25 protein-coding genes are annotated in these 22,859 nt (G+C 57.9%); 14 read left to right on the plus strand and 11 right to left on the minus strand.

Annotated elements, in window-relative coordinates; all coding sequences use genetic code 11:
• Positions 1 to 112: 112 nt before the first annotated feature.
• Positions 113 to 316 carry a hypothetical protein gene (locus AC2FLE_RS00940; protein ID WP_142636801.1) on the plus strand — a complete coding sequence of 68 codons (204 nt, stop codon included), beginning with the start codon at positions 113 to 115 and terminating at the stop codon, positions 314 to 316.
• Positions 317 to 430: 114 nt separating this feature from the next.
• The gene (locus tag AC2FLE_RS00945; protein WP_496694785.1) at positions 431 to 2,476 is read left to right on the plus strand and encodes an ATP-binding protein; all 2,046 of its coding nucleotides are present in this window, start codon (positions 431 to 433) and stop codon (positions 2,474 to 2,476) included.
• A 76-nt stretch (positions 2,477 to 2,552) separates the two neighbouring features.
• On the opposite strand, the gene AC2FLE_RS00950 is transcribed toward AC2FLE_RS00945, so the two are convergent.
• Complete coding sequence (locus AC2FLE_RS00950; RefSeq protein WP_496690937.1) at positions 2,553 to 2,999, minus strand: DUF4174 domain-containing protein; 447 nt, start codon at positions 2,997 to 2,999, stop codon at positions 2,553 to 2,555.
• A gap of 168 nt (positions 3,000 to 3,167) precedes the next feature.
• On the opposite strand from AC2FLE_RS00950, the gene scpA reads away from it, so the two are divergent.
• The 6 genes from scpA (at position 3,168) to AC2FLE_RS00980 (ending at position 8,635) form a co-directional block, all read left to right on the plus strand.
• Complete coding sequence (scpA, locus tag AC2FLE_RS00955) at positions 3,168 to 5,294, plus strand: methylmalonyl-CoA mutase (RefSeq protein ID WP_496694786.1); 2,127 nt, start codon at positions 3,168 to 3,170, stop codon at positions 5,292 to 5,294.
• Between the two features lie 109 nt (positions 5,295 to 5,403).
• A complete protein-coding gene (locus AC2FLE_RS00960; RefSeq protein ID WP_496694787.1) occupies positions 5,404 to 6,006 on the plus strand; it encodes a VOC family protein in 603 nt (200 codons plus the stop codon).
• Positions 6,003 to 6,491: a GNAT family N-acetyltransferase gene (locus tag AC2FLE_RS00965; protein WP_496694788.1), complete on the plus strand. Its 489-nt coding sequence runs from the start codon at positions 6,003 to 6,005 to the stop codon at positions 6,489 to 6,491. The genes AC2FLE_RS00960 and AC2FLE_RS00965 overlap by 4 nt, the downstream gene beginning before the upstream one ends.
• A gap of 45 nt (positions 6,492 to 6,536) precedes the next feature.
• Positions 6,537 to 7,217, plus strand: coding sequence for a molecular chaperone DjiA (locus AC2FLE_RS00970; protein WP_142636813.1), 681 nt, complete (start codon positions 6,537 to 6,539; stop codon positions 7,215 to 7,217).
• A gap of 4 nt (positions 7,218 to 7,221) precedes the next feature.
• Positions 7,222 to 8,226, plus strand: a complete 1,005-nt coding sequence (locus AC2FLE_RS00975; protein ID WP_496694789.1) for an endonuclease/exonuclease/phosphatase family protein — start codon at positions 7,222 to 7,224, stop codon at positions 8,224 to 8,226.
• A 37-nt stretch (positions 8,227 to 8,263) separates the two neighbouring features.
• The gene (locus AC2FLE_RS00980; RefSeq protein ID WP_496689681.1) at positions 8,264 to 8,635 is read left to right on the plus strand and encodes a hypothetical protein; all 372 of its coding nucleotides are present in this window, start codon (positions 8,264 to 8,266) and stop codon (positions 8,633 to 8,635) included.
• 3 nt (positions 8,636 to 8,638) lie between these two features.
• On the opposite strand, the gene AC2FLE_RS00985 is transcribed toward AC2FLE_RS00980, so the two are convergent.
• The 6 genes from AC2FLE_RS00985 to AC2FLE_RS01010 form a co-directional block, all read right to left on the minus strand.
• Positions 8,639 to 10,183, minus strand: coding sequence for a Ppx/GppA family phosphatase (locus tag AC2FLE_RS00985; RefSeq protein WP_496694790.1), 1,545 nt, complete (start codon positions 10,181 to 10,183; stop codon positions 8,639 to 8,641).
• A gap of 49 nt (positions 10,184 to 10,232) precedes the next feature.
• Positions 10,233 to 10,922: a P-loop NTPase family protein gene (locus AC2FLE_RS00990; protein ID WP_142636820.1), complete on the minus strand. Its 690-nt coding sequence runs from the start codon at positions 10,920 to 10,922 to the stop codon at positions 10,233 to 10,235.
• Complete coding sequence (locus tag AC2FLE_RS00995; RefSeq protein WP_142636822.1) at positions 10,923 to 11,996, minus strand: AI-2E family transporter; 1,074 nt, start codon at positions 11,994 to 11,996, stop codon at positions 10,923 to 10,925.
• Between the two features lie 91 nt (positions 11,997 to 12,087).
• Positions 12,088 to 12,660, minus strand: a complete 573-nt coding sequence (locus AC2FLE_RS01000) for a 2OG-Fe(II) oxygenase family protein (protein ID WP_496694791.1) — start codon at positions 12,658 to 12,660, stop codon at positions 12,088 to 12,090.
• Positions 12,657 to 13,061 carry a 2-oxoglutarate and iron-dependent oxygenase domain-containing protein gene (locus AC2FLE_RS01005; RefSeq protein ID WP_496694792.1) on the minus strand — a complete coding sequence of 135 codons (405 nt, stop codon included), beginning with the start codon at positions 13,059 to 13,061 and terminating at the stop codon, positions 12,657 to 12,659. The genes AC2FLE_RS01000 and AC2FLE_RS01005 overlap by 4 nt, the downstream gene beginning before the upstream one ends.
• Complete coding sequence (locus AC2FLE_RS01010; RefSeq protein ID WP_496694793.1) at positions 13,061 to 14,425, minus strand: FAD-dependent oxidoreductase; 1,365 nt, start codon at positions 14,423 to 14,425, stop codon at positions 13,061 to 13,063. Before AC2FLE_RS01010 ends, AC2FLE_RS01005 begins: the two co-directional genes overlap by 1 nt.
• 167 nt (positions 14,426 to 14,592) lie before the next feature.
• On the opposite strand from AC2FLE_RS01010, the gene proS reads away from it, so the two are divergent.
• Together proS and AC2FLE_RS01020 are read left to right on the plus strand one after the other, a co-directional pair.
• Positions 14,593 to 15,933: a proline--tRNA ligase gene (gene proS, locus AC2FLE_RS01015; RefSeq protein ID WP_496694794.1), complete on the plus strand. Its 1,341-nt coding sequence runs from the start codon at positions 14,593 to 14,595 to the stop codon at positions 15,931 to 15,933.
• Positions 15,917 to 16,807 carry a glycosyltransferase family 2 protein gene (locus AC2FLE_RS01020; RefSeq protein ID WP_496694795.1) on the plus strand — a complete coding sequence of 297 codons (891 nt, stop codon included), beginning with the start codon at positions 15,917 to 15,919 and terminating at the stop codon, positions 16,805 to 16,807. Before proS ends, AC2FLE_RS01020 begins: the two co-directional genes overlap by 17 nt.
• Here the strand turns inward: AC2FLE_RS01020 and AC2FLE_RS01025 are convergent.
• A complete protein-coding gene (locus tag AC2FLE_RS01025; protein ID WP_281972745.1) occupies positions 16,804 to 17,163 on the minus strand; it encodes a hypothetical protein in 360 nt (119 codons plus the stop codon). The genes AC2FLE_RS01020 and AC2FLE_RS01025 overlap by 4 nt on opposite strands.
• Positions 17,164 to 17,410: 247 nt before the next feature.
• On the opposite strand from AC2FLE_RS01025, the gene AC2FLE_RS01030 reads away from it, so the two are divergent.
• The 3 genes from AC2FLE_RS01030 to AC2FLE_RS01040 all read left to right on the plus strand — a co-directional run bounded on the left by AC2FLE_RS01030 (position 17,411) and on the right by AC2FLE_RS01040 (position 20,531).
• The gene (locus AC2FLE_RS01030) at positions 17,411 to 18,493 is read left to right on the plus strand and encodes a DUF6492 family protein (protein WP_496694796.1); all 1,083 of its coding nucleotides are present in this window, start codon (positions 17,411 to 17,413) and stop codon (positions 18,491 to 18,493) included.
• A 63-nt stretch (positions 18,494 to 18,556) separates the two neighbouring features.
• Positions 18,557 to 19,852: a lipoprotein-releasing ABC transporter permease subunit gene (locus AC2FLE_RS01035; protein ID WP_496694797.1), complete on the plus strand. Its 1,296-nt coding sequence runs from the start codon at positions 18,557 to 18,559 to the stop codon at positions 19,850 to 19,852.
• A complete protein-coding gene (locus AC2FLE_RS01040; RefSeq protein ID WP_281972747.1) occupies positions 19,845 to 20,531 on the plus strand; it encodes an ABC transporter ATP-binding protein in 687 nt (228 codons plus the stop codon). The genes AC2FLE_RS01035 and AC2FLE_RS01040 overlap by 8 nt, the downstream gene beginning before the upstream one ends.
• Here the strand turns inward: AC2FLE_RS01040 and AC2FLE_RS01045 are convergent.
• A complete protein-coding gene (locus tag AC2FLE_RS01045) occupies positions 20,515 to 20,952 on the minus strand; it encodes a DMT family transporter (RefSeq protein WP_142636840.1) in 438 nt (145 codons plus the stop codon). The genes AC2FLE_RS01040 and AC2FLE_RS01045 overlap by 17 nt on opposite strands.
• A 91-nt stretch (positions 20,953 to 21,043) precedes the next feature.
• On the opposite strand from AC2FLE_RS01045, the gene AC2FLE_RS01050 reads away from it, so the two are divergent.
• Entirely contained in the window at positions 21,044 to 21,448 is a 405-nt protein-coding gene (locus tag AC2FLE_RS01050) for a c-type cytochrome (RefSeq protein WP_496690926.1), read from the plus strand.
• A gap of 3 nt (positions 21,449 to 21,451) precedes the next feature.
• Here the strand turns inward: AC2FLE_RS01050 and AC2FLE_RS01055 are convergent, their stop codons facing one another.
• Together AC2FLE_RS01055 and AC2FLE_RS01060 are read right to left on the minus strand one after the other, a co-directional pair.
• On the minus strand, positions 21,452 to 22,138 hold the full coding sequence (locus AC2FLE_RS01055) for a hypothetical protein (RefSeq protein ID WP_496694798.1): 687 nt from the start codon (positions 22,136 to 22,138) through the stop codon (positions 21,452 to 21,454).
• A 44-nt stretch (positions 22,139 to 22,182) separates the two neighbouring features.
• Entirely contained in the window at positions 22,183 to 22,845 is a 663-nt protein-coding gene (locus AC2FLE_RS01060; RefSeq protein ID WP_496694799.1) for a DNA-3-methyladenine glycosylase I, read from the minus strand.
• Positions 22,846 to 22,859: the final 14 nt, after the last annotated feature.

A 22,859-nucleotide genomic window follows, 5' to 3' on the forward strand; every position in this document is an offset into this window, starting at 1 on the left:
GATGGCATAAAACTGCGCAAATGGGCATTTCGGTACGCTCGTTATTGAATAACAGTGGCGATTTCCCGCATCTGGCTCTGAAATTGTTAAAAAACCAAAAAGGGCAGACATCATGCGAATCTCGAAAGTCATTCTTGCAATGGCGACCTGTGCAGGGCTCGCGGCGTGCGGAGACTCGACCGGCGAGCAGGCGTTGCTTGGCGGCGGAGCCGGCGCCGTTGGCGCGGCAGTCGTCAGTGCCGACCCGCTGTTGGGTGCCGTGGTCGGCGCGGCAGGCAACGTGCTTTACTGCAAGACCCAGAACAACTGTAGATAACGAAATCTTCGGGGCCCCCGTCGCCCCGACCGTCATCGCGCGACACGCCGTCGTGGGGCCATTGCCCCGCGGCGGCGTTTTGCGTTTCCAGAACTTCAAGACAGAGGACGTTCCATGTTCAACAAGATCCTGATCGCCAACCGGGGCGAGATCGCCTGCCGGGTTATCAAAACCGCCCGCAAGATGGGCATCGGCACGGTCGCCATCTATTCTGACGCGGACAAGAACGCCCTGCATGTATCGATGGCGGATGAGGCGGTGCATATTGGCCCACCGCCTGCAAACCAGTCCTATATCGTCATCGACCGCGTGATGGAGGCAATCCGTCAGAGTGGCGCGCAGGCGGTTCACCCGGGGTATGGTTTTCTGTCGGAAAACTCGAGATTCGCCCAAGCGCTGGATGCCGAAGGCGTGGCCTTTATCGGCCCTCCGGTCGGTGCGATTGAAAGCATGGGTGACAAGATCACCTCTAAAAAGATCGCGCAAGAGGCCGGCGTCTCTACGGTTCCGGGCTATATGGGCCTGATTGAAGACGCCGACGAGGCCGTCAAGATTTCGAATGAGATCGGATATCCGGTCATGATCAAGGCCAGTGCTGGTGGCGGTGGTAAGGGTATGCGGATCGCATGGACCGACGACGAGGCGCGCGAAGGGTTCCAGTCCTCCAAGAATGAAGCCGCGAATTCCTTTGGCGATGACCGGATTTTCATTGAGAAGTTCGTGACCCAACCCCGTCACATCGAGATTCAGGTTCTGTGCGACAGCCATGGTAATGGCATCTATCTGGGCGAACGCGAATGCTCGATTCAGCGCCGAAACCAGAAGGTTGTGGAAGAGGCGCCATCGCCTTTCCTGGACGAGGCGACACGCAAGGCGATGGGCGAACAGGCGGTGGCCTTGGCCAAGGCTGTGGATTATGCCAGCGCTGGCACGGTCGAGTTTATCGTTGATGGTGACAAGAACTTCTATTTTCTGGAAATGAACACACGCCTGCAGGTGGAACACCCGGTGACCGAACTGATCACCGGTGTCGATCTGGTCGAACAGATGATCCGCGTCGCGGCCGGTGAGAAGCTGTCGATCTCGCAGGACGATGTCACACTGACCGGCTGGGCGATTGAAAACCGTTTGTATGCCGAAGATCCTTATCGTGGTTTCTTGCCGTCCATTGGTCGTTTGACGCGCTACCGCCCGCCTCAGGAAACTGCCGCTGGTCCGCTGTTGGTAAATGACAAATGGCAGGGTGAGGCCCCCGGCGGAGAGGCCGCCGTTCGCAACGATACCGGCGTCTATGAAGGCGGCGAGATCAGTATGTATTACGATCCAATGATCGCCAAATTGTGCACCTGGGCCCCGACCCGTGATCAAGCGATTGAGGCGATGCGGGTGGCGCTGGACAGTTTCGAGGTCGAAGGCATCGGGCACAATCTGCCGTTCCTGTCGGCAGTGATGGATCACCCGATCTTCATCAAGGGCGAGATGACTACCGCGTTCATCGAAGAACAGTACCCCGATGGGTTCCAGGGCGTAGAGCTGCCCGAGGCTGACCTGCGCCAGATCGCAGCTTCCTGCGCCGCCATGCACCGGGTGGCCGAGATTCGCCGCACCCGTGTATCGGGCCGGATGGACAACCATGAACGCAAGGTCGGCAAACGCTGGGTCGTGACCCTGCAGGGCCAGGAATACGCAGTTCAGGTGAATGCCGATAAAGAGGGCGCGACGGTCAAATTCGAAGACGGCGCGACATTGCGCGTGGCCTCGGAGTGGACGCCGGGCGACCAACTGGCGGTGCTGGACATAGACGGTAGCCCGCTGGTTCTGAAGGCCGACAAAATCTCGGGCGGGTTCCGGATCCGCAACCGGGGCGCGGATATGAAGGTGCATGTGCGCCGTCCGCGTCAGGCGGAACTGGCCAAGCTGATGCCCGAGAAACTGCCGCCGGATACGTCGAAACTGCTGCTCTGCCCGATGCCTGGCCTGATCGTAAAGGTCGATGTCGAAGTGGGCCAAGAAGTGCAGGAAGGTCAGGCGCTGTGCACCATCGAGGCGATGAAGATGGAAAACATCCTGCGCGCCGAGAAAAAAGGCACCGTTGCCAAGATCAACGCAGGCCCCGGCGACAGCCTCGCCGTGGATGATGTGATCATCGAGTTTGAATGATCATGACCACGCGTTTGACATATCCTGCAAGGGAACCGGCGGTCGCCGACGGGGCCGTCGGGTATGGGAAACGCGTTCAGCCGCCCTCACGCCGTTCACGGATTTCGCGTTGGCGCAGGGGGGTCTTGTCGATGGAGCGACCGATTTCACGCACGCTCCAAGGGGAAGGTTTGCGCAGTTTGACCACGCCGTCCTTGTCGACAAACACCATCTGGAACCCGCGCGGGCGTAGTTTTGACCGGATGGGCGAGCGGGCGTCAGGGTCAGTGTCGATCAGAACGACCACATCGCGGTCGCGCATGACGTCCTCCCCTTCCAAAAGCATGTCGACCTGCTGCTGGAATCGCGGGTCAGCAGGTGTATCGGCAAAGACAACAATGGGCCGCTTGATCCACAGATATTCGCTGAGCTCGCTATCCCCCACAGGGCGGACAAATTCATCGTCAGCCGGGGCTGCCCCGTCAGCTGCAAGGGCCGCCAGTGGAAATAGCGCCGAAAAAACAAAGGCTAGCGTTCGTGTCATTGGGCCTCCTGTTGGATTGAATATAGTCCCTGTGCGCACGAATGCGACCAGCGAAATGCACGCAGCCCATAAAATATTGCGTCCCATCCAATTCCAATGGGCGCAACCACGGATGATAACGCGCGGGCCACGCCCTTGCGCGACCCGAATTGAGAAAAGGATATCGCAATGACCAATAGGAAAGACTGGCAGGCGCTGGCCGAGAAAGAGCTGCGCGGTCGCCCGTTGGACGACCTGACCAAAGAGACGCTGGAAGGCATCGCCGTCAAGCCACTCTATACGCAGGAAGATACGGCTGATCTGCCACATATGGGCTCCATGCCCGGGTTTGGGCCGTTCACGCGCGGGGTAAAGGCAACAATGTATGCCGGTCGTCCCTGGACGATCCGCCAATATGCGGGGTTTTCCACCGCCGAAGAATCGAATGCCTTCTACCGTCGCAATCTGGCGGCGGGTCAGCAGGGGGTCTCGGTGGCTTTCGATCTGGCCACGCACCGCGGATATGACAGCGACCACCCACGCGTTGTCGGCGATGTGGGCAAGGCCGGTGTGGCCATCGACAGCGTAGAGGACATGAAGATTCTGTTCGACGGCATCCCGTTGGACAAGGTCTCGGTCTCGATGACCATGAACGGTGCCGTGGTTCCTATCCTGGCAAGTTTCATTGTAGCGGGTGAGGAACAGGGCCACGACAAATCCGTCCTGTCCGGCACTATTCAGAATGACATTCTGAAAGAATTCATGGTGCGTAACACCTATATCTACCCGCCTGAGCCTTCGATGAAGATCATCTCGGACATCATCGAATATACGTCGAATGATATGCCCAAATTCAACTCGATCTCAATCTCGGGCTATCACATGCAAGAGGCCGGCGCGAACCTGGTGCAGGAGCTGGCCTATACGCTGGCTGACGGGCGCGAATACGTTCGTGCAGCGACACAGGCCGGAATGGATGTCGACAAATTCGCTGGTCGCTTGTCGTTCTTTTTTGCCATTGGCATGAATTTCTTCATGGAAATTGCCAAGCTGCGTGCGGCCCGTACCCTTTGGCATCGGGTGATGACCGATTTCGGCGCGAAATCCGAGCGCTCTAAGATGCTGCGGACCCATTGCCAGACCTCGGGCGTGTCGCTGCAAGAACAAGACCCCTATAACAACGTGATCCGCACCGCCTATGAGGCGATGAGCGCGGTTCTGGGCGGCACTCAATCGCTGCATACTAACGCCTTGGACGAGGCGATTGCGCTGCCCACCGATTCCTCTGCTCGCATTGCACGGAACACTCAGTTGGTGCTGCAAGAGGAAACCGGGGTGACCGATGTGGTCGATCCGCTGGCCGGGTCTTACTATATCGAAAGCCTGACCAATGAGCTGGTCGAAAAAGCCTGGGCTCTTATGGAAGAGGTCGAGGAAATGGGCGGCATGACCAAGGCAGTTGCATCCGGCATGCCAAAGCTTCGGATAGAAGAAAGCGCCGCCCGACGGCAGGCGATGATCGACCGGGGTGACGAGGTAATCGTCGGCGTCAACAAGTACCGCAAGGAACGGGAAGACCCGATAGACATTCTGGATGTCGACAACGTGGCTGTCCGCGAGGCGCAGGTAGCACGTCTGGAACGCATCCGTGCCACGCGCGATGAGGCTGCCTGCCAAAAGGCGCTGGACACCCTGACGACCACCGCCCGCGATGGCGGCAACCTGCTGGCCGCTGCTGTCGAAGCCGCCCGTGCCCGCGCATCCGTAGGAGAGATCAGCATGGCAATGGAAAAGGAATTTGGTCGCCACCGCGCCGAGGTCAAAACGCTGGCCGGTGTTTATGGGGCCGCCTATGAGGGCGACGAAGGCTTTGCCGCCATCCAGAAGTCCATTGAGGATTTTGCTGAGGCCGAAGGCCGTCGCCCGCGCCTGCTGGTCGTCAAGATGGGGCAGGACGGGCATGACCGGGGGGCCAAGGTGATCGCCACAGCCTTTGCCGATATCGGCTTTGACGTGGACGTTGGCCCGCTGTTCCAAACGCCGGCCGAGGCAGCACAAGACGCGGTGGACAATGACGTCCATGTCGTCGGCATTTCGTCTCAGGCAGCCGGGCACAAGACGCTGGCCCCGCAGCTTGTCGAAGAACTGAAAAAGGCCGGGGCTGAGGATATCATCGTCATCTGCGGAGGTGTCATCCCACAACAGGATTATAAGTTCCTCTATGATCACGGGGTTAAGGCGATCTTTGGTCCGGGTACGAACATCCCAGAGGCGGCACAAGATATCCTGCGCTTGATCGGCGATTCCAAAGATTGAACCGGCACCAAGATTTTTCGTCGAAAAATCTTGTGATCCAGCGCCTTTGAGGAAAACATACGGCCAGATCCTTGCGGTCTGGTCGTTTGTCTTTTTGGGGGGCTTATTCGTGTTACTTGATCATCTGGCGGTTGCTGGCGAAACGCTTGAAGAGGCCTCGGCACATGTCGAACAGGCGCTGGGCGTCCCCTTGCAGGATGGCGGCAAGCACGAGAAATTCGGAACTCATAACCGGTTGTTGGGCCTGCGGGACGGTTTCTATCTGGAAGCCATCGCGATTGACCCAGATGCACCCAATCCACAAAGAACCCGCTGGTTTGATCTGGATCGGTTTCAGGGCGCTCCCCGCCTGACCAACTGGATTTGCCAGGTTCCGGATATCGAGGCCTCGCTGACGGTCTTTCCGGACGGAGTCGGTCAACCGATCGACCTAAACCGTGGCGCGCTGCGTTGGCGCATGGCGGTGCCTCCCAATGGGCGCCTGCCGTTTGATAATCTTTTCCCGGCGCTCATCCAGTGGCAGGGTGATCTTCACCCGGCAAACATGCTGAACGACTGTGGCTGCCAGCTGCGCCGCCTAGTCGTCTATCACCCTGATGCGCTGGATCTCGCCAAAGCGGTGGGGCCGTTGGGGCAAGTTGAGTTCGACAGCGGTCCGGCGGCGTTGCGTGCCGAAATCGACACACCGCACGGGGTACGGGTATTGGAATGAACATCCGGCAAGCCCAGCCAGAAGATGCACCCGCTGTTGCGGCAATCTGGAATGCGATAATCCGCGATACGCTGATCACATTCACCACTGAATTGCGCAACGATGACGCCGTTGCCTTGGATATCGTCTCCAGGGGGGCGACGTTTCTGGTGGCCGAGCGTGACGGCGTTGTTCTGGGCTTCGCAACCTATGGTGCGTTTCGGTCAGGGCCGGGCTATGCCCATACGCGTGAACACTCGATCCTGTTGGCACCGCAGGCGCGGGGCCAGGGGATAGGCCGCGCATTGTTGCAGGCCTTGGAAGCCCGCGCACAGATGGACAATGTTCATGTTCTGATTGCGGGCATTTCCTCGGCCAACCCTGCGGCCATCGCTTTCCATACGGCTGCCGGATTTACACAAGTGGGCCTGATGTCCGAGGTGGGGTTTAAATGCGGTCAGTGGTTAGATCTTGTGCTGATGCAGAAAATTCTTGCCCCGCAGTGATCTGTCGCACCTGACAGTCGCGACGGAGCGGGTTAGGGTGCGCTCATGTCGATTTGGACCCGTATATCCGATGCGCTAAGCGCGCTTGCACAGGGCGAAAGCCTGACGGCCGTGTTCGAGAAACTGCGCACGCCGCCGGAACGCTCGGTCGCCTTTGCGATTGCGGTCATCGCCCTGGGGGCTAAGATGGCCAAGGCCGACGGGCAGGTCACGCGAGACGAGGTTACTGCCTTTCGGGATGTATTCCAGATCGCGCGCGAAGATGAGGCCGGTGCAGCCCGTGTCTTTGACATGGCGCGCACCGATGTCGCCGGGTATCAGGAATATGCCAGCAAAATTGCCTATATGTTCGCAGAAGACAGCACCACCTTGTGCGACCTGATGGAGGGGTTGTTTCATATCGCAATGGCCGACGGGTTTTATCATCCCAACGAAAATAAGTTTCTGGAAGATGTCAGCCGGATATTCGGTCAGACCGATGCTCAGTTTCTGGCCTTACGCGCACGGTTTGTACCGGATGCACCAAAGGATCCCTATACGGTGCTGGGTGTGCCGCGGAATATGCCGCTGCCCGACATTCGTAAGGTCTGGCGGCAACTTGTACGCGACACTCATCCCGACGCCATGATGTCACGAGGCGTTCCGGAAGAGGCCATTCGTCTGGCCGAAAAAAAGATGATCGACATCAATCGCGCCTGGGATGAAATCAAAGGCGCGCAGGCCTGAACCGATGCGATTGGCAACCTACAATATTGAATGGTTCGCCAATCTCTTCGACCGGCAAGACCGCTTGATCGTAGATGACAGCTGGTCCGGCAGATACAATGTCACCAAAGCTGAACAGATCGAGGCCATTGCAAAAGTGCTGACGGCAATCGATGCGGATGCCGTGCTGATTGTTGAAGCTCCGAATACTGGTAAGACGCAGAACACGGTGCGTGCGCTGCAAGGGTTTGCCGAAGCGTTCGATCTGCGCATAGGAAACGCCATCATGGGGTTTCCGAACGATACCCATCAGGAACTTGCGTTTCTTTTCGATCCTCAGATCCTGTCATTGCGCCATGATCCCAAAGGAAACAAGGAAGGAAAAGGGGCTGCCCCTCGTTTTGATGGCGTTTTCAAGATCGACCTGGATATTGATGCAACCGAGGATCATGTGCGCTTTTCCAAGCCGCCAATGGAGTTGTCAGCGCAGACGTCAGGCGGGGCGACGTTTCGCCTGATCGGAGCGCATCTGAAATCCAAAGCCCCGCATGGGGCAGAAAGCCGCGATGAGGCGATTCGGATATCCATCGCCAATCGACGCAAACAGCTTGCACAGGCTGTCTGGTTGGGGCGGCGAGTACAGGCGCATATTGCGGCTGACGAGCATGTCATCCTTTTGGGCGATCTCAACGACGGGCCGGGCTTGGATGAGTTTGAAAACCTGTTCGGGCGCTCATCTGTCGAAATCCTGTTGCAGACCGGTCTGTTCGATCCGCATGCGGTGATGGCAAATGAGGCTGAATCCGAAATCTTACCCTCGTCCGCGCGCTTTGTGCGCCGCGACAGGGCTGATCATCTTGAGGCGCTGTTGGATTATGTCATGATCAGCGAAGGGCTGCGTGTTAAGCGCCCGAAATGGCGCATATGGCATCCTTTCCAGGACCCTGCATGCTATGCCTCGCGGGACCTGCACGAGGCGCTGCTGACAGCCTCGGATCACTTCCCTGTCACGCTGGATATTGATCTGTGACCTTTCATCGCCGGCGTGGGCGACTTATATCTGAAGCATGAAAAAGTTCATTTCAATATGCGTGGTCACAGCTGCCATGGGCGTTCCGGCACAGGCAGAGGACGACACAGGCAAATCCTTGATGGAACAAGGGGCTGAGTTGTTCTTTGAAGGGCTGCGTCAGGAAATGGAACCCGCGCTTGAGGATTTGTTGGGGCTGGCAGATCAATTCGGCCCCGCGATGCAGTCGTTTTTTGAGGAAATGGGACCGGCCCTGGCGGAACTGGCCGCCGAAGTACAGGACTGGAGTGTTTATGAGGCTCCGGAAATCCTGCCGAACGGGGATATCATTATCCGCAAAAAGCCGCCCGAGCCCGAGGTTGAGCCGGAAAAACCCGAAAATGAGCCCGAAGGCGAGATTGATATCTGAGGGTCAGCCTTTGATGATCAAGCGGGGTTCGGATTTCAGCGTGCTTGCCAATGAGTTCAGTCGTGCTTCGGCCACTTCGCTAAAGAGAGGGGCTGCGGCTTCGGGCAAAATCAGCTCTAGCTGACGTTTTTTAGGGTACAGCCGAAGCGTGCCCATCGTGGCTTCGTTCTGCATCCACAGCATTGCACCAAAGCGCATGGCTTTGCCCAGAATCTCGGCCTGTTCCTGATCTTTTTCACCCAACAAGTCATAGAGAGGGGTAAACCGGTTGCCCTCACGCTTGTTGCGATACCTGTGCTGCAGGGCCAGCCCGATATAGACCCGTTCGGAATGCTTTAAACCGCCCAAGTTGGCGCGAGTTACGTAATCAAAGCAGGTTTCAGCTCGGTAATCCGGATGGGCGCGCCAACTGACATCGTGCAATAGACACGCAGCCTTGATCAGCCTGACCCGCGCGGCCGGCGCGGATTTGAACAGAGGCATGACGAATTCGAACAGATGTTTGCCAAACCCGGGCAGGCGGGCATCTTTGGCTTCGGAAAAATAGCTGGCTTCGATCAGAGGGTCACGATCGCGCAGGATTTGTGGCATCTGTTCGTAAAGCAGGCCTTCGCGGATGCCATAGCTGGAAACGGCAATGTCCTTGGGTTTGAACGTTCGCACCAGTCGCGCAAGCACATCCATAGCATAAGGGATCAGCGCCATCCGAGAACCCGAGACGCCTGCCAGACTGCGCAGTTTTTCCGGGTCACCCTTTTCGATGAATTTGATGGTCTGATGCACCTGCTTTGTCGTCATCCGATATTCATGCAGCACGTTCAGGGGATATCCCCGGCGCAGCATGTCGAGCCTTGCAAAGGCCCGCCAGCTTCCGCCCACCAGAAACAGACGATCGCGCTGAGGGCCCATCTGGTCGCGCAGGTTTTCCATCGTCTCCTTGATTTGCGCCTTGCGCGCGCGACGACCGCCCTTGATATCCCGCAGCTTCAGCGGACCCAGGGCCGATGACAGGCGACGACCAACGTCGCCGCCACCGATCTCGGCCAGCTCCATCGAGGACCCGCCGATATCACAGATCAGACCATATGCACCGGGCCAGCCCAGTAAAACGCCCTGAGCGGACAGGCGTGCCTCTTCCCCGCCGTCGATGACCGAGACCGTCAACCCGGTTAGCGCGTGAACTTCGGCGCAGAAATCCGAGCCATCCTTGGCCTCTCGCACGGCGGCGGTGGCCACGACGTGCAGCCCCGGCAGACCCAGATCGTCTGACAGCCGGGAAAAACGCTTCAACGCAGCCAGGGCACGTATCCTGCCAAGCGGGTTCAGGCGGCCGGTCTCGGACAGGCCCGCGCCAAGCTCGCACATGACTTTTTCATTGTAGAAATAGGCAGGCGATCGCGCCGCACCATCAAAGATCACCATCCTGACCGAGTTCGACCCTACATCAACAACGCCGACGCGCGACAGGGCGCGGGCCTCGGGGTTGTCAAACAACGGCTTTCCGAAAGGTCCCCAGTCGGGAATGTTGGTATCTACGGCTTGATCCATATCTCGTCCAGATATTCCAGGCTTAAGATGCGAAATCACCGGGGACGGGTCAATCGCTGGTTTCGGCATCTTCCAGTTCCGCACTCAGTACCCGTACGGCCAGAGCCCGCGTGATGTCTCGTTTCTCGGACAGCGCCAGTTGATCCAGCAGCGCCACAGTGCTGGCGGCGGTTTCGAAACGGCGATCCATATGTTTGACGAGGTAAGCGATGACCTCGGGTCCGGGGTTCAGCTGTCGGTCTACGAACAGTTTGGCCAGCACGGCGCCCAGTAGCGCGTCATCGGGCGGGTCCAGCGCAACGTGATGTGCGCCTTCGATCCTGCTTTGCAGGTCAGGCAAGGGCAACTGCCAGAAATTTGGCGCCAGGCGCCCGGTCATCAGCAGGGCGTGGCCTTCTGCCAACACAAGATTGTGCAAATGGAATAGGGTTTTCTGCTGGTCCATATCGCCAGCAATCATGGGGACATCTTCCACTGCGATCGGTGTTTGGGCGAGGTCAGGAACCTCGTCGTGCTTGATCTGCGAGGCCTGCACAATTCGACCACCGGTCTCTGCCGCCCACACATGGGCCAGATGTGTCTTGCCCGCACCAGCAGGTCCGCTGAGCACCAGTTTATTCCCCGGCCATGAGGTGGCCGAGATCATGGCCACGGCCAGCGCATTTGCGGGCGAGACGAAAAAATCCTCGCGCCCCAGCGCAGTCTTGGCCGGTAGATCAAAGCTCAGCTGTAGGGCCATTCAATCGTCTTCCTGGTCCAAACCCACAAGGCCAGTATACAGACGGCTATCCAAATAGATCGACGTGGCAAAGCGCGCCAGAACGCCAAGAGCTGCAGCGACCGGCACCGCGATCAGCATCCCGACAAATCCGAACAGGGCGCCAAAGACCGACAATGCCAGCAACAGCCAGACCGGGTGCAACCCGACCGAGCTGCCGACGAGCTTTGGCGTCAGAAAATTGCCCTCGGCCACCTGACCCAATGCAAAGACCGCTGCGACCAGCCCAATTTGCGTCCAGTCTCCCCAGAACTGGAACAGTGCCAAACCAATGGCCAGTGAGCCCCCGATCAGGGCGCCCAGATAAGGGATAAACGTGACTAAGCCGGCGATAAATCCAACGACCAGCCCGAACTGCAGTCCGACGGCCATCAGCGCGACGGCGTAATAGGTGCCCAGGATCAGGCAGACCGTGCCCATTCCACGTACAAATGAGGCCAGAACGCTGTCAATCTCACCAGCCAGCCGCTTGATGGTGGGGGCGTGGTCGCGAGGCAAAAGCTCTGCGATACGAGCAATCATGCGGTCCCAGTCCAACAGCATGTAGACGGTGACCACTGGGACAATCACCAGCAGAACCACCACGTTGATGGCTGATCCAAGCGACGCAGCGACAGATTGCAGGACATCACCAGTTTTGGACTGAAGCGTCTCACCCAAGGACACCAGAAATTGGTGCGTGTTGGATTCGCGGTCCAAAAGCGACGGGAATTGCTGTTCGATAAACCCTCTTAGCTGCTTGAGAAGGCTGGGCATAACCTCGACCAGGTCGATCAACTGGGTGATCAGCGCCGGAACGACCATCAGGATAAGCAGTACGAAACCCAAAACGCCGACAACCGTGATTACCCCCGTAGCGGCCATGCGGGACAGGCCCAGCTTTTCAAGCCTATCCGCAACAGGATCAAGGAAATAGGCAATCGCGCCACCGATTACAAAGGGCAGCAATACATCGCCAAGTGCCCACAACAGCAGTACAATAACCACTGCGGCGATGCCCCAGTACCTGAGTTGATCTCTTACCGGCAAAGCCATGGCTGTCCCCTTGTTTCGGCACGTGCAAATGTTCTTGGCGTATGCGGCCCCACGATGCAAGCGCTTCATGACCCGCCAGAATCGCGCGGGGCTAGTCGCTTAACGTGCCCAGTTCAGGGGTGGCGTCATGGGCTGTTTCGTCGGGCCAGTTGGTGCGCCAGATTTCGGCAGACCAATGGCCGCAATGAACGGATGGACGGTCAAAGCCGGGCAGAGGCGTCAAAAGCGGTTCGACAACCACATCATGCCGCGGCACCGCGAAATACGGGAAGGAATAGCGTTCCTGACCCGATCGGTTGACCACTCTGTGAGGGGTGGATTTCAACCGGCCACCCGACCAAAGCTCTAGCATGTCGCCGATATTGACGACAAATCCACCCGGCGGGCAGTCGGGTGTGATCCAGCCGCCATCGCGGGTCTGAACTTCAAGCCCGCCGACCGGGTCAGGGGCGATGATGGTCAGCGCATCTGTGTCCTTATGCGGGTGGATTCCATAGCCGGTATCGTCCGGGGCCTGAGGGGGATAGTGCAGCAGGGACATATTGGTCATAGGATCATGAAACGCGTCTCGCAGCTGGTTCGCAGGTAGCTTCAAACCCATCTCCAGCGCGCCCAGCAGCATATGCGCGACACCGTCAAGCTTTGACCAGTAATCCAGAATCACCGCCTGTGCCCGTGGGACATGACGGGGCCAGATATTGGGACCATACAGGCCGCAATCTCCGCGGATGGGCGCTTCGATGGCCACTTGAAAGTGCAGCTTATAGCCCTCGTATTTATCCGCTGGCCTGACCCGTCATTCGGGGTGAAAAATCCCATGGGTATGTATCCGCGATAGTTCTCGCGTGTGATCGCCTGATCCCATTTCGCATCATCGTCGATGTCGAAAATCGCCCGGACGCAAGTGCGCATGTTGTTGACGGTGTCCCGCGAAACGCCGGTGCCGGTAATCGACAGGAACCCAATCCGGGTGCAGGCATCCATGACTGCCTGAACGGTTGCGTTGAAATCGGGGTGACTGGAGTCACCCAGCGGAGCAATGTCGATTGTTGGGATGTGGTCCATCAGCGTATCCTCACGCCTTGCCGTGCCAGTTCTTTATGCACCGGGGCAAGGTTCAATTTATCGAGGTCTTGGTTGCTTTTGAGTGAAAGCGCCGCAGCAATCCCCGCGCCCTGACCCATGACCGCACAGCAAGCCATGTTGCGCGTCGCCGCATGGGCAACCCGGTCCGCCCCATGTGACCGGCCCGCGACCAGCAAGCCTCTGATCCCTTTGGGCAGCATCGACCGATAGGGGATATGCATGTACCGACCAGTCGTGGGCAGGATCAAAATGCCATAGCCGTCGATGAATTCGGGATAGATGCCGATGGTGTCTTCGAACCGGCCCTGATGGCGGGCATCATCCTCGGTCATGTTGTACACCGCGTCGATCTTGCGGGTGTCGCGAATGCCGATGGTCATCCCGAAATTCCGCAGCCGGGCGTTCTCACACCCGGGCATGAACCGGCGCAGCGCCTCGATGGCGAGCATTGACTGACGCCGCCCTTCGATCTCACCGCGGGTCATGCTGTCGGGATCGGTGCCATCGATCCCGGCCAGATGAATCAGGTTCATATAGGTCAGCTCACCGGTGTCATGCATCGCACCCCAAGTGCCCGCGATGGTGTTCAGATGTGCCGGGATCAGCCCCTGATCAATCGCCTGCTGGAACGGTTTGTGCACAAAGGGCGAGTACATGTCGTCCTCTTTACCGCTGGTCTCAATGTTCCATTCGCCGCCACCGCCCCAATCCTTATAGGTCTGGGGGTCGGCCTTTACGCCTTCGATAAAGGCGCGCTTGTCGACGCCCGCCAGATGGAACATGACCGAGGCCGCCATCATGTCTTCGCGTGCGGTCTTGTGCGTGGGCGCACGGGCGCGATGGGCGACATCTGCGTCCCCTGTAGCGTCAATGACAACCTTCGCCAGTATCGCCTCGCGCCCGGCTTTGGATTCGGTGATGATGCCGGTGATCCGGTCGCCGTCCATGATCGGAGCCACGAATTGCCGGTGCAGCATCGGATGCACACCGGCCTCTTCAATCAGTTTGTCGGCGACCAATTTGAACCCTTCGCTGTCCAGCTCATAACTCAGCGACTGACTTTCTGGCACCGCCGCACCCATTTCTTTGGCGCGGGTTTCGAACTCCATGCCGATGCCGCCAGCCTCGACCGTTTGTTCGTGGCGATACCAGGCAAAGCCTTCAACGCCGACAGCAGTGATATTGCCGCCCATGCAGCCGAAGCGGTCGACCAGCGACACTTCGGCTCCGGCTCGTGCGGCCGCCAGCGCTGCGGCCAGACCTGCAGGGCCAGAGCCTACGACAAGAACATCTGTGCTGTGCACAACCGGGATCTGACGGGCGGGTTCTTGAATGGTCTGCATGGGCGCCTCGGTGACTTTACATTGCCGCCACATTTGACGCAGCTGACTGGCGGGTCAATCAAAAAACCGACAGGCCCGTGGTCGTAAAATCCCAATGCGTGATTGCCCCCGGCGGGGCTTTGGCATAATCACCTTTGAAGTCGAATTTTACCTCTAAAGGTCAAGCCATGCGCCTCAGCCGTTACTTTCTGCCCGTTCTCAAGGAAAACCCCTCCGAGGCTCAGATCGTCAGCCACCGGCTGATGCTGCGCGCGGGCATGATCAAGCAGGCCGCTGCTGGGATCTATTCCTGGCTCCCGCTGGGGTTCAAAGTTCTGCGCAAGCTGGAAAACATTGTGCATCAGGAGCAGGCCAAAGCCGGCCATATCGCGATCCAGATGCCGATCATCCAATCAGCTGACCTGTGGCGCGAAAGCGGGCGATATGACGATTACGGTCAGGAAATGCTGCGGATGAAAGACCGGCACGACCGCGATATGCTGTTCACCCCCACGGCCGAGGAACTGGTGACCGACATCTTTCGGGGCCACGTCAGCAGCTATAAAGACCTGCCGCTGACGCTCTATCAGATCCAGTGGAAATTCCGCGACGAAATCCGCCCGCGCTTTGGCGTGATGCGGGGGCGCGAGTTCTATATGAAGGACGGCTATAATTTCGACCTGACCAAAGAGGATGCGCTGCACGCCTATAACCGCCATCTGGTCACCTACCTGCGCACCTACGAACGTATGGGGCTGCAGGCGATCCCGATGCGTGCGGACAGCGGTCCTATTGGCGGTGACAACACCCATGAATTCTTGGTGCTGGCCGATACCGGCGAATCCGAGGTGTTCTATGACAGCGCCGTCACCGACCTGACCTTTGGCGACCGTCAGATCGACTATGACGATCACGCGCAGTGCCAGTCTATTCTGGAAGAGTTCACCTCAAAATACGCCCGCACCGATGAGACCCATGACGAGGCGTTGTTCAATCAAGTGCCCGAAGACCGCCGCCGTGTGGCGCGCGGCATTGAGGTTGGTCAGATATTTTACTTTGGCACCAAGTATTCCGAAGCAATGGGCGCAACCGTTCAGGGTCCGGACGGCAAGCCCGTTCCGGTGCATATGGGCAGCCACGGCATCGGCGTCAGCCGACTGGTCGGCGCTATCATCGAGGCCAGCCATGACGACAAGGGCATCATCTGGCCAGAGGGCGTGACCCCGTTCCATTGCGGTATCGTGAACCTGAAACAAGGCGATGACGAAGCGGACGCAGCCTGTGAAAAACTCTATGCCGCGCTGACCGTGCTGGGGTTGGAGCCACTTTATGATGACCGTAACGAACGGGCAGGCGGTAAATTCGCCACGATGGATTTGATCGGCCTGCCTTGGCGGATCACGGTCGGCCCGCGCGGCCTGAAGAACGGTGTGGTGGAACTGACTTGCCGCCGCACAGGCGAAAGCGAAGAGTTGAGCCCCGAAGCTGCCGTCACCAAGATCGCCGAGATCTATGAGCGCATCGCCTGAAACCGACACGCCGCTGATCTCGGTCATCACGGCGACATATAACCTTCTGTCCCAAGGGCGGCAGGACAGTTTCCGCGAAGTCATAGCCTGTATGGCCCGGCAGAGTTGCGACCGGGCCGAACATATCATTCAGGATGGCGCATCGGATGACGGCACGGTGGCGTTTCTGGAAGAGCTGACGGCAGGTGCACGACGAACGCGCGTGATCAGCGCGCCTGATACTGGCCTGTATGATGCCATGAACAAAGGCGCCGAGGCTGCACAGGGTGAATATCTGCTGTTCCTGAACTCGGATGACTCGCTGGCATCGGATGGCATTTTGAACACCCTTGCCGACCTGCTTGCGGAATCTCGACCGGATTTCCTGTATGGCTCGACCCTGCGCAAATACGAGGACGGTTCGGAAAGTCGGGAAAAGCGCATGTCGCTCAAAGCGATCCTACAGCGGATGCCGTTCTGCCATAATTCGGTGTTGCTGCGGCGGGATGTGTTTCAGGCGCTTGGCGGGCATGACACGCAGTTTCGGGTGGCTGCGGATTATGACCTGATGCTGAGGCTTGTCGCTACCGGATATCAGGGAGAGCGTACGGATGAGCCTGTTTCCATGTTCTGGGGCAGGGGCGTAACCAGCGACACTGTCAAAACCGCCGAGGATTATGCCCGCGTCTGGATTCAATTCTATTCAGGTTTCAATGCAGCGCGGACCCTGACCCAACAGGATTTCTTCCGGTTCTACCGCCGCGGACATATGCCCGCCAATCTGATGATCGAATTGCTGCGGCGCCCAGATACTCCGTTCGGGATCAAACTGGCGGCACGCCATAGCCTATGGAAAACGGCCCGCCGATCCGTACAGTTTTGGCGGCGCTATTAGTGGCCTGCCGCAGTCGGTCGGACGGATAGCAGATCACCATCAGCCTCGGATCCGCGTGGAACAACGATCGGACGGCCCAAGCGATTGACCAGGTCCTTAAATTCGAACCCCAGAAAGCGTATTCCGCAAACACGGTCGCCAGTCATGCGATCGGTGATACATAACCGCCCCTGTCGAAACGCCAAATGGTACCCTTTATCTTTCAGGATATCCGTCAGATTGCCCCAGCTTGCGGCACCGGAAAATATCGGGCGTATCGCCGCGCGCAGCAGTGCTGCGGTCTCGCAATCAATTTCTGTAGATAGTTTCCGGGCCGAAATTGCGCCCGGTTGTTCTGTTTCAGTACGAATATTCATGAGCGACCCCCGCTCTGGAAATGAATTCCCCCACGAAGTAGGGTGACAAAGTTTCTTTAAATAATCAAAAAGCGAAATAATATTGCGCCTAAAATGTTGCATTTTGAGTGCAGTTTCACCCTGAATGCTCACATTGACTTCATAGCTGAAACAATGCGGTGCTGTCTGTGAAGGGCTTCACAACCAAGGGTATAATGCCGCATGTGGAAATCATCCGTATTTTGAAAAACCCCGACCTGATTCGCCGATGGTTGAATTTCTTGCGGAATTGGATCACCAGGAATTTGCTGATACACGGGCCGAAAATCACAAAAGGATCCACGGTTTGCTGAGCTTCACAACCGTCGTCTATTCCAAAGACTTCCCCTTGCTTGAATTGCAGGCATTGTCTTTCGCCCGATTTGTTGACCCTGATCAGGTCTGCTCGATCCGGGTGATCATGAACGATGTGGACGAACCGGCACTGCGCGCGATGGTGGAACCGATTTTGGCTTCTTACGGTCCATTGCGACCCAAAGTTGAAGTCCTGAGCGGCGATGACGTATTGCTGGCTCCCGGGCAATGCGCGCGCCGGTCGATCTCGGACAGGATATTGGTCGAAAACCGATACCGCATTCCGGGCGCGCGCAAGGGTGGATGGCGTGGCAACAACGGATACCGGACACAGCAAGTTTTGAAATTGGGATCTGCTCGGGCTGCCTCGACAGAAAACATTGTAATACTGGACACCAAGAACCTGTTTCTGCGCCCCTTTCAGGAGGCCGAGTTTTTCTCGGACAGTGGTGCAGCGCGGATTCCGTTTATCGGTGTGAACAGCGATTATCACAGACGCTGGCTGGAACAGAGCTTTGATGCGCTGGGCGCGTCGATCCCGGAAACGGACGGCCTGCAGACAACAAATTTCGCAACGCCCTATCCTGTGCGCCGGTCACTGATCCTGAATCTGCTGCAAGAGATAAATGCGCGCCACGGATCGGTTCAATCGCTATTTGCCTCTCGCAGGCGCCCGTCTGAGTTTATGTTGTTGAATGCATTTTGTCTGAAATCCGAAGCCGGTTTTGCGTCTTGGTTCGAACCCTCGGGAAACACCAGCATAGGGCTGTGGCCATCCTTCTCGGCGCAGAAACTGACCGATGAGCTTTCCCGGCTGGACGATCCGGAAACTTTGACCCTAGGCTTGCATAACAGAGCGCTTTACAAGCTGCCCGCCGACATTCGAAACCGGGTGTTTCACGAGCTGGAAAGCCGCGGTATCTGCGATCGTTCCATCGCCGAGGCCGCCTTGAACAGAACCGCTGCTTTGACGGGGCAAGTCGAAGTGGGCGGATAACCGGCTTGACCCCCGGTCGAATTGCCGAGAGGGTCGCCACAAAACAAAACCAGCGGAGCAGACATGGCCAAGACACCACCGCCATTTGCGCTTTTTGAGTGGAAAATCGCTTGGCGATACCTGCGCGCGCGCCGTGCTGAAGGCGGCGTCAGCGTGATGACATGGATTTCGCTGATCGGGATTACCCTGGCAGTGTTTGCGCTGATCGCCACATTGGCCGTCAGGTCCGGTTTCCGGTCCGAATTTGTTGGAACCATTCTGGGGGCTAACGCCCATGTGACCGTGTATTCATCGGGTGAGTTCACTGCGCAGGGGCAGGTCGATCGGACCATTGCGGATTATATGGACATGGCCGATCGGGTCGCTCAGGTTCCGGGCGTTCAGCGTGCAGCACCTTTGGTGAAAGGCCAGGTTCTGATCACCAATCGCGACCGCAGCAGCGGGGTTGAGGTATTTGGCATCCAGCCCGAAGATTTGCTGGAGCTGCCCGGTGTCGCCGAAAGCGAACAGGCGGTTGGTGATCTGTCGATGTTTCAGAACGGCCAGGACGTCATTGCCATAGGTTCAGGCGTCGCGCGCAGCATCGGGGCGACGGTGGGCGATACCATCAAGCTGACCTCGCCCAATGGGGTGAAGACCGCGTTTGGCACCTCTCCCCGAGTGAATGCCTACCAGGTGGTTTATGTGTTTTCTGCTGGGCGTTATGACATCGACCGGACGCGGGTCTATATGCCCTTCGAACAGGCGCAGGGTTTTTTCAACCGCGAGGGCGTGGCTGATGAGATCGAAGTTATGGTTGACCGCCCCGAAGAACTGACGCCGATCCTGATCCCGATCCTTGAAGCCGCAGGCGAGCGCAGTCAGATCTGGACATGGCAGGATGCCTCGGGCGGGTTCCTCCGCGCGCTTGAAGTGGAAGACAACGTCATGTTCATCATCTTGTCGATCCTGGTTCTGATCGCGGCGATGAACATCGTCTCGGGTCTGATCATGCTGGTGAAAAACAAGGGCCGAGACATCGGCATCCTACGCACCATCGGGCTGAGCGAAGGCTCGATCCTGCGCGTGTTCTTTATCTGCGGCGTGTTTACCGGGATCATCGGCACTGGGTTGGGCGTGGTGCTGGGCTGTCTTTTTGCGATCTATATCGACCCGATCTTCAGCTTTGTGAACTTTGTAATGGGGGGCGGGGTTTGGGATCCGTCCATCCGCGGCATCTATGCGCTGCCTGCCGAGCTGCATCTGTCGGATGTGCTCAAGGCCGTTGGCCTATCTCTGGGCCTGTCATTTCTGGTCACCTATTTCCCCGCCCGTCGCGCGGCGCGGCTGAACCCTGTCGAGGCGCTGCGCTATGAGTGATGTAATGATGCGATTGGCCGGTCTAACCAAGACTTATCTCAAAGGTAAGCCGGGTGAGGTTCAGGTATTGCGCGGTGTCGATTTGGACCTGCGTGCGGGCGAGGCCGTGGCTCTTGTGGCGCCCTCTGGTGCCGGTAAGTCGACGCTGTTGCATATTGCCGGATTGTTGGACACACCCGACACAGGATCGGTTGAGATTGCAGGCCAGAACGTGACCGGGAAAGGTGATCGCACGCGAACTGCGTTGCGGCGGCAGGATGTCGGCTTTGTCTACCAGTTTCACCATCTGTTGCCAGAATTCACCGCGTTGGAGAATATTACCCTCCCGCAGCTGGCCAATGGCGTGTCCGAAAGGGCAGCCCAGGAACGGGCGATGTCCCTTCTGGATCATGTCGGCGTCGCCGCGCGCGCCGATCACCGGCCGGCCGCCCTGTCTGGCGGTGAGCAGCAACGCGTGGCCTTCTGCCGCGCATTGGCCAACAAACCTCGGGTTCTTCTTGCGGATGAGCCGACAGGTAATTTGGACCCTGAAACCTCGGATCAGGTTTTTGACGCATTGATGGCTTTGGTGCGGGACGAGGGGCTCTCGGCTCTGATCGCCACGCATAACATGCAGCTTGCCGCCCGGATGGACCGAACACTGAGGCTGGACGGAGGCGCGCTTAGGCCAGTTGAGTGATGGCAACGCCTGCAGCCATCACTGCGATGCCGCTTGCGCGAATCCATGTCAGCGGGGTGACCTGCGCGCCAAACAAGCCGAAGTGGTCGATGGCTGCAGTGCTGACGAGTTGCCCAAGAAGGACAAAGAACACCGCGTTGCCGACCCCAAAATGTGGCGCAACATGGGTGATTGACAGAACGTAAAAGGCGACAAGCACACCGGCCAGAAGCAGGTGCTTGGGGGCATCGGCAATTTTTGAAAGGGCTCCAAAGCCGGGAAAAACCACCATCAACGCTGCACTTGATGCAAAGGCTATCGCAAACAGGACCACAGCCGCTGTTGTTGGCGACCCGATCAATTTGCCCAATGCGGCATTCAACGCGGCAAGGATCGGAACCCCAATTCCAGCCACAAGCATAATAGCAGCATATTGTGTCATGCGGTTTTCCTATTGCCTCGTTGATCTGGATCATTGCGCCAAGCCCAGGCACGGGCAAGCCTGAAAATGTCAAATCTGACAGGAGGATGTGATGATCAGACAGGCAATGGGGGCGCTATCGATAGCGGCGTTTGTGACGGCGTCTCAGGTCAGCGCGCAGGATGCAGATACCGGCGCCGAGCTGTACCAGCATTATTGTGCAACCTGCCACGGGATCGACGCGACGGGCTATGGTCCAATGGCAGGCGTCCTTGTTATTCAGCCAACTGACCTGACGCGGCTTGCAAGCAGCGAAGGGGTATTCCCGACCGCTCGTGTTGTGGCGCGCATAGATGGACGAGACCCGCTGGTCAGCCATGGCAGCCCGATGCCAGTCTATGGACCGTATTTCGAAGGGCAGGATACGGCGATGAAAACACCAGATGGGCAGCCGATCCTGACCAGCCAGCCGATCGTGGATCTGGTGGCTTATCTGCAGACGCTGCAGGCCAACTGAACGTTACCGACAGATTCCTTTGATCTCGGCATCGGCCCAGGGGATGACCACTGCGCTTTCACGCTTGTCACCACGTAGCGGAGCCAGATCGAAATGTGCACCCAGCATCTCGTGCAGACGTCTGGTGCGGGGTGCCGAAGGATCCAGCGCCCGGCAACAAATGTATTCCTCGACAATGGCGCCCTGCTGTTCGAACCCGTAGGAAAGGAAATCTGGCGAGCTCTCCAGGTCGAATTGATAGGGGTCGTTATTCCCGCCATGCTCGGCTGCGGCGCGCAGCGGATGATAGCCGGTCTTCTTGCGGTTTTGCCATTGCCACACATGGGTCAGTTCATGACCCAGCAGCATTGCCGCGATCAGGTTCATCCGATCCGGGAATTCGGACATGTAATCGTCCAGATACCAGTCCCGCGTGAAATAGACCTTGTTGAACAGGGCCACTGCCGCGGGTTTTGCGGTAACGATACCTTCCTGCGGGGCGGGCAAAATGCGTTCGCGGCAAGCAAGGCGTGACCGATCTTTACGATAGAAAGTTATTGGCGTAACTGGTGCGCCTTCGACCAACCGCACTTTGTTGAGTTTCAGCGTATCACCCTGAAGTGTGCGGGTAAAAGCAGCCTCCTGATCAGTCAGGGGGCGACCGCAAGCGGTGAATACCAAAAGGGACGTCATCAAAATGAGGCGTAACATGACAAAAAATCTATTCTGGCAGCACACGTGTGCAAATGGTTTTTTTACAGGCTCATTGCTAGGACGCGGCTGATTTCTGTCAGAGATCGCCCGGACTGTTCCATCCATGTGTTGAATGCCGCTTGAACCGAGGCCATCGCCTTTTTCGATGTCGGCGGCTTATCGATCACGCCCTCGGCCACCAGCCGTGCGGTCACATCCTGCGACAGGATGAAACTGTCACGCCCCGCAAATCGCATCGCATATTGCGCCGATGCGCCACCCAGACGCGACCCTCGCTTGCTCAGCATGTTCAGCAAACCGACATAGTCATCCGAAGGCCACCCACCCAGAATCTTTCCGACGCCACCTTCTTGGCGCAGTTCCAGCAAAAAGGCGGCATTTTCGCGGACCGTGGCGATCTTGGTGCCATTGCGCACGACCCGAGTGTCCTGCAGCAGAGCATCGAACTTTTCGTCGTCCATAAAGGCGCAGCGTCCAATGTCGAACCCGTCAAAAGCAGTTTCGAACCCGTCCCATTTGTTTTCGATGACCTTCCAGTTAAACCCGGCCTGAAAGATGCATTTCGTGATAATCGACAGCCAGCGATCTTCGGGCATTTCAGCCAGTTCCGCAGGGCTTTTGGGTTTGGAAAGCTTGTTGCTCAGGGCATCTGTCCCGCCGTGACGGCTGGCGGCTATGGCGAAAATCTCGTCGAAATGGCGCATCTGCAGAATCCTCC

Source organism: Ruegeria sp. CDSA077 (assembly GCF_059612265.1).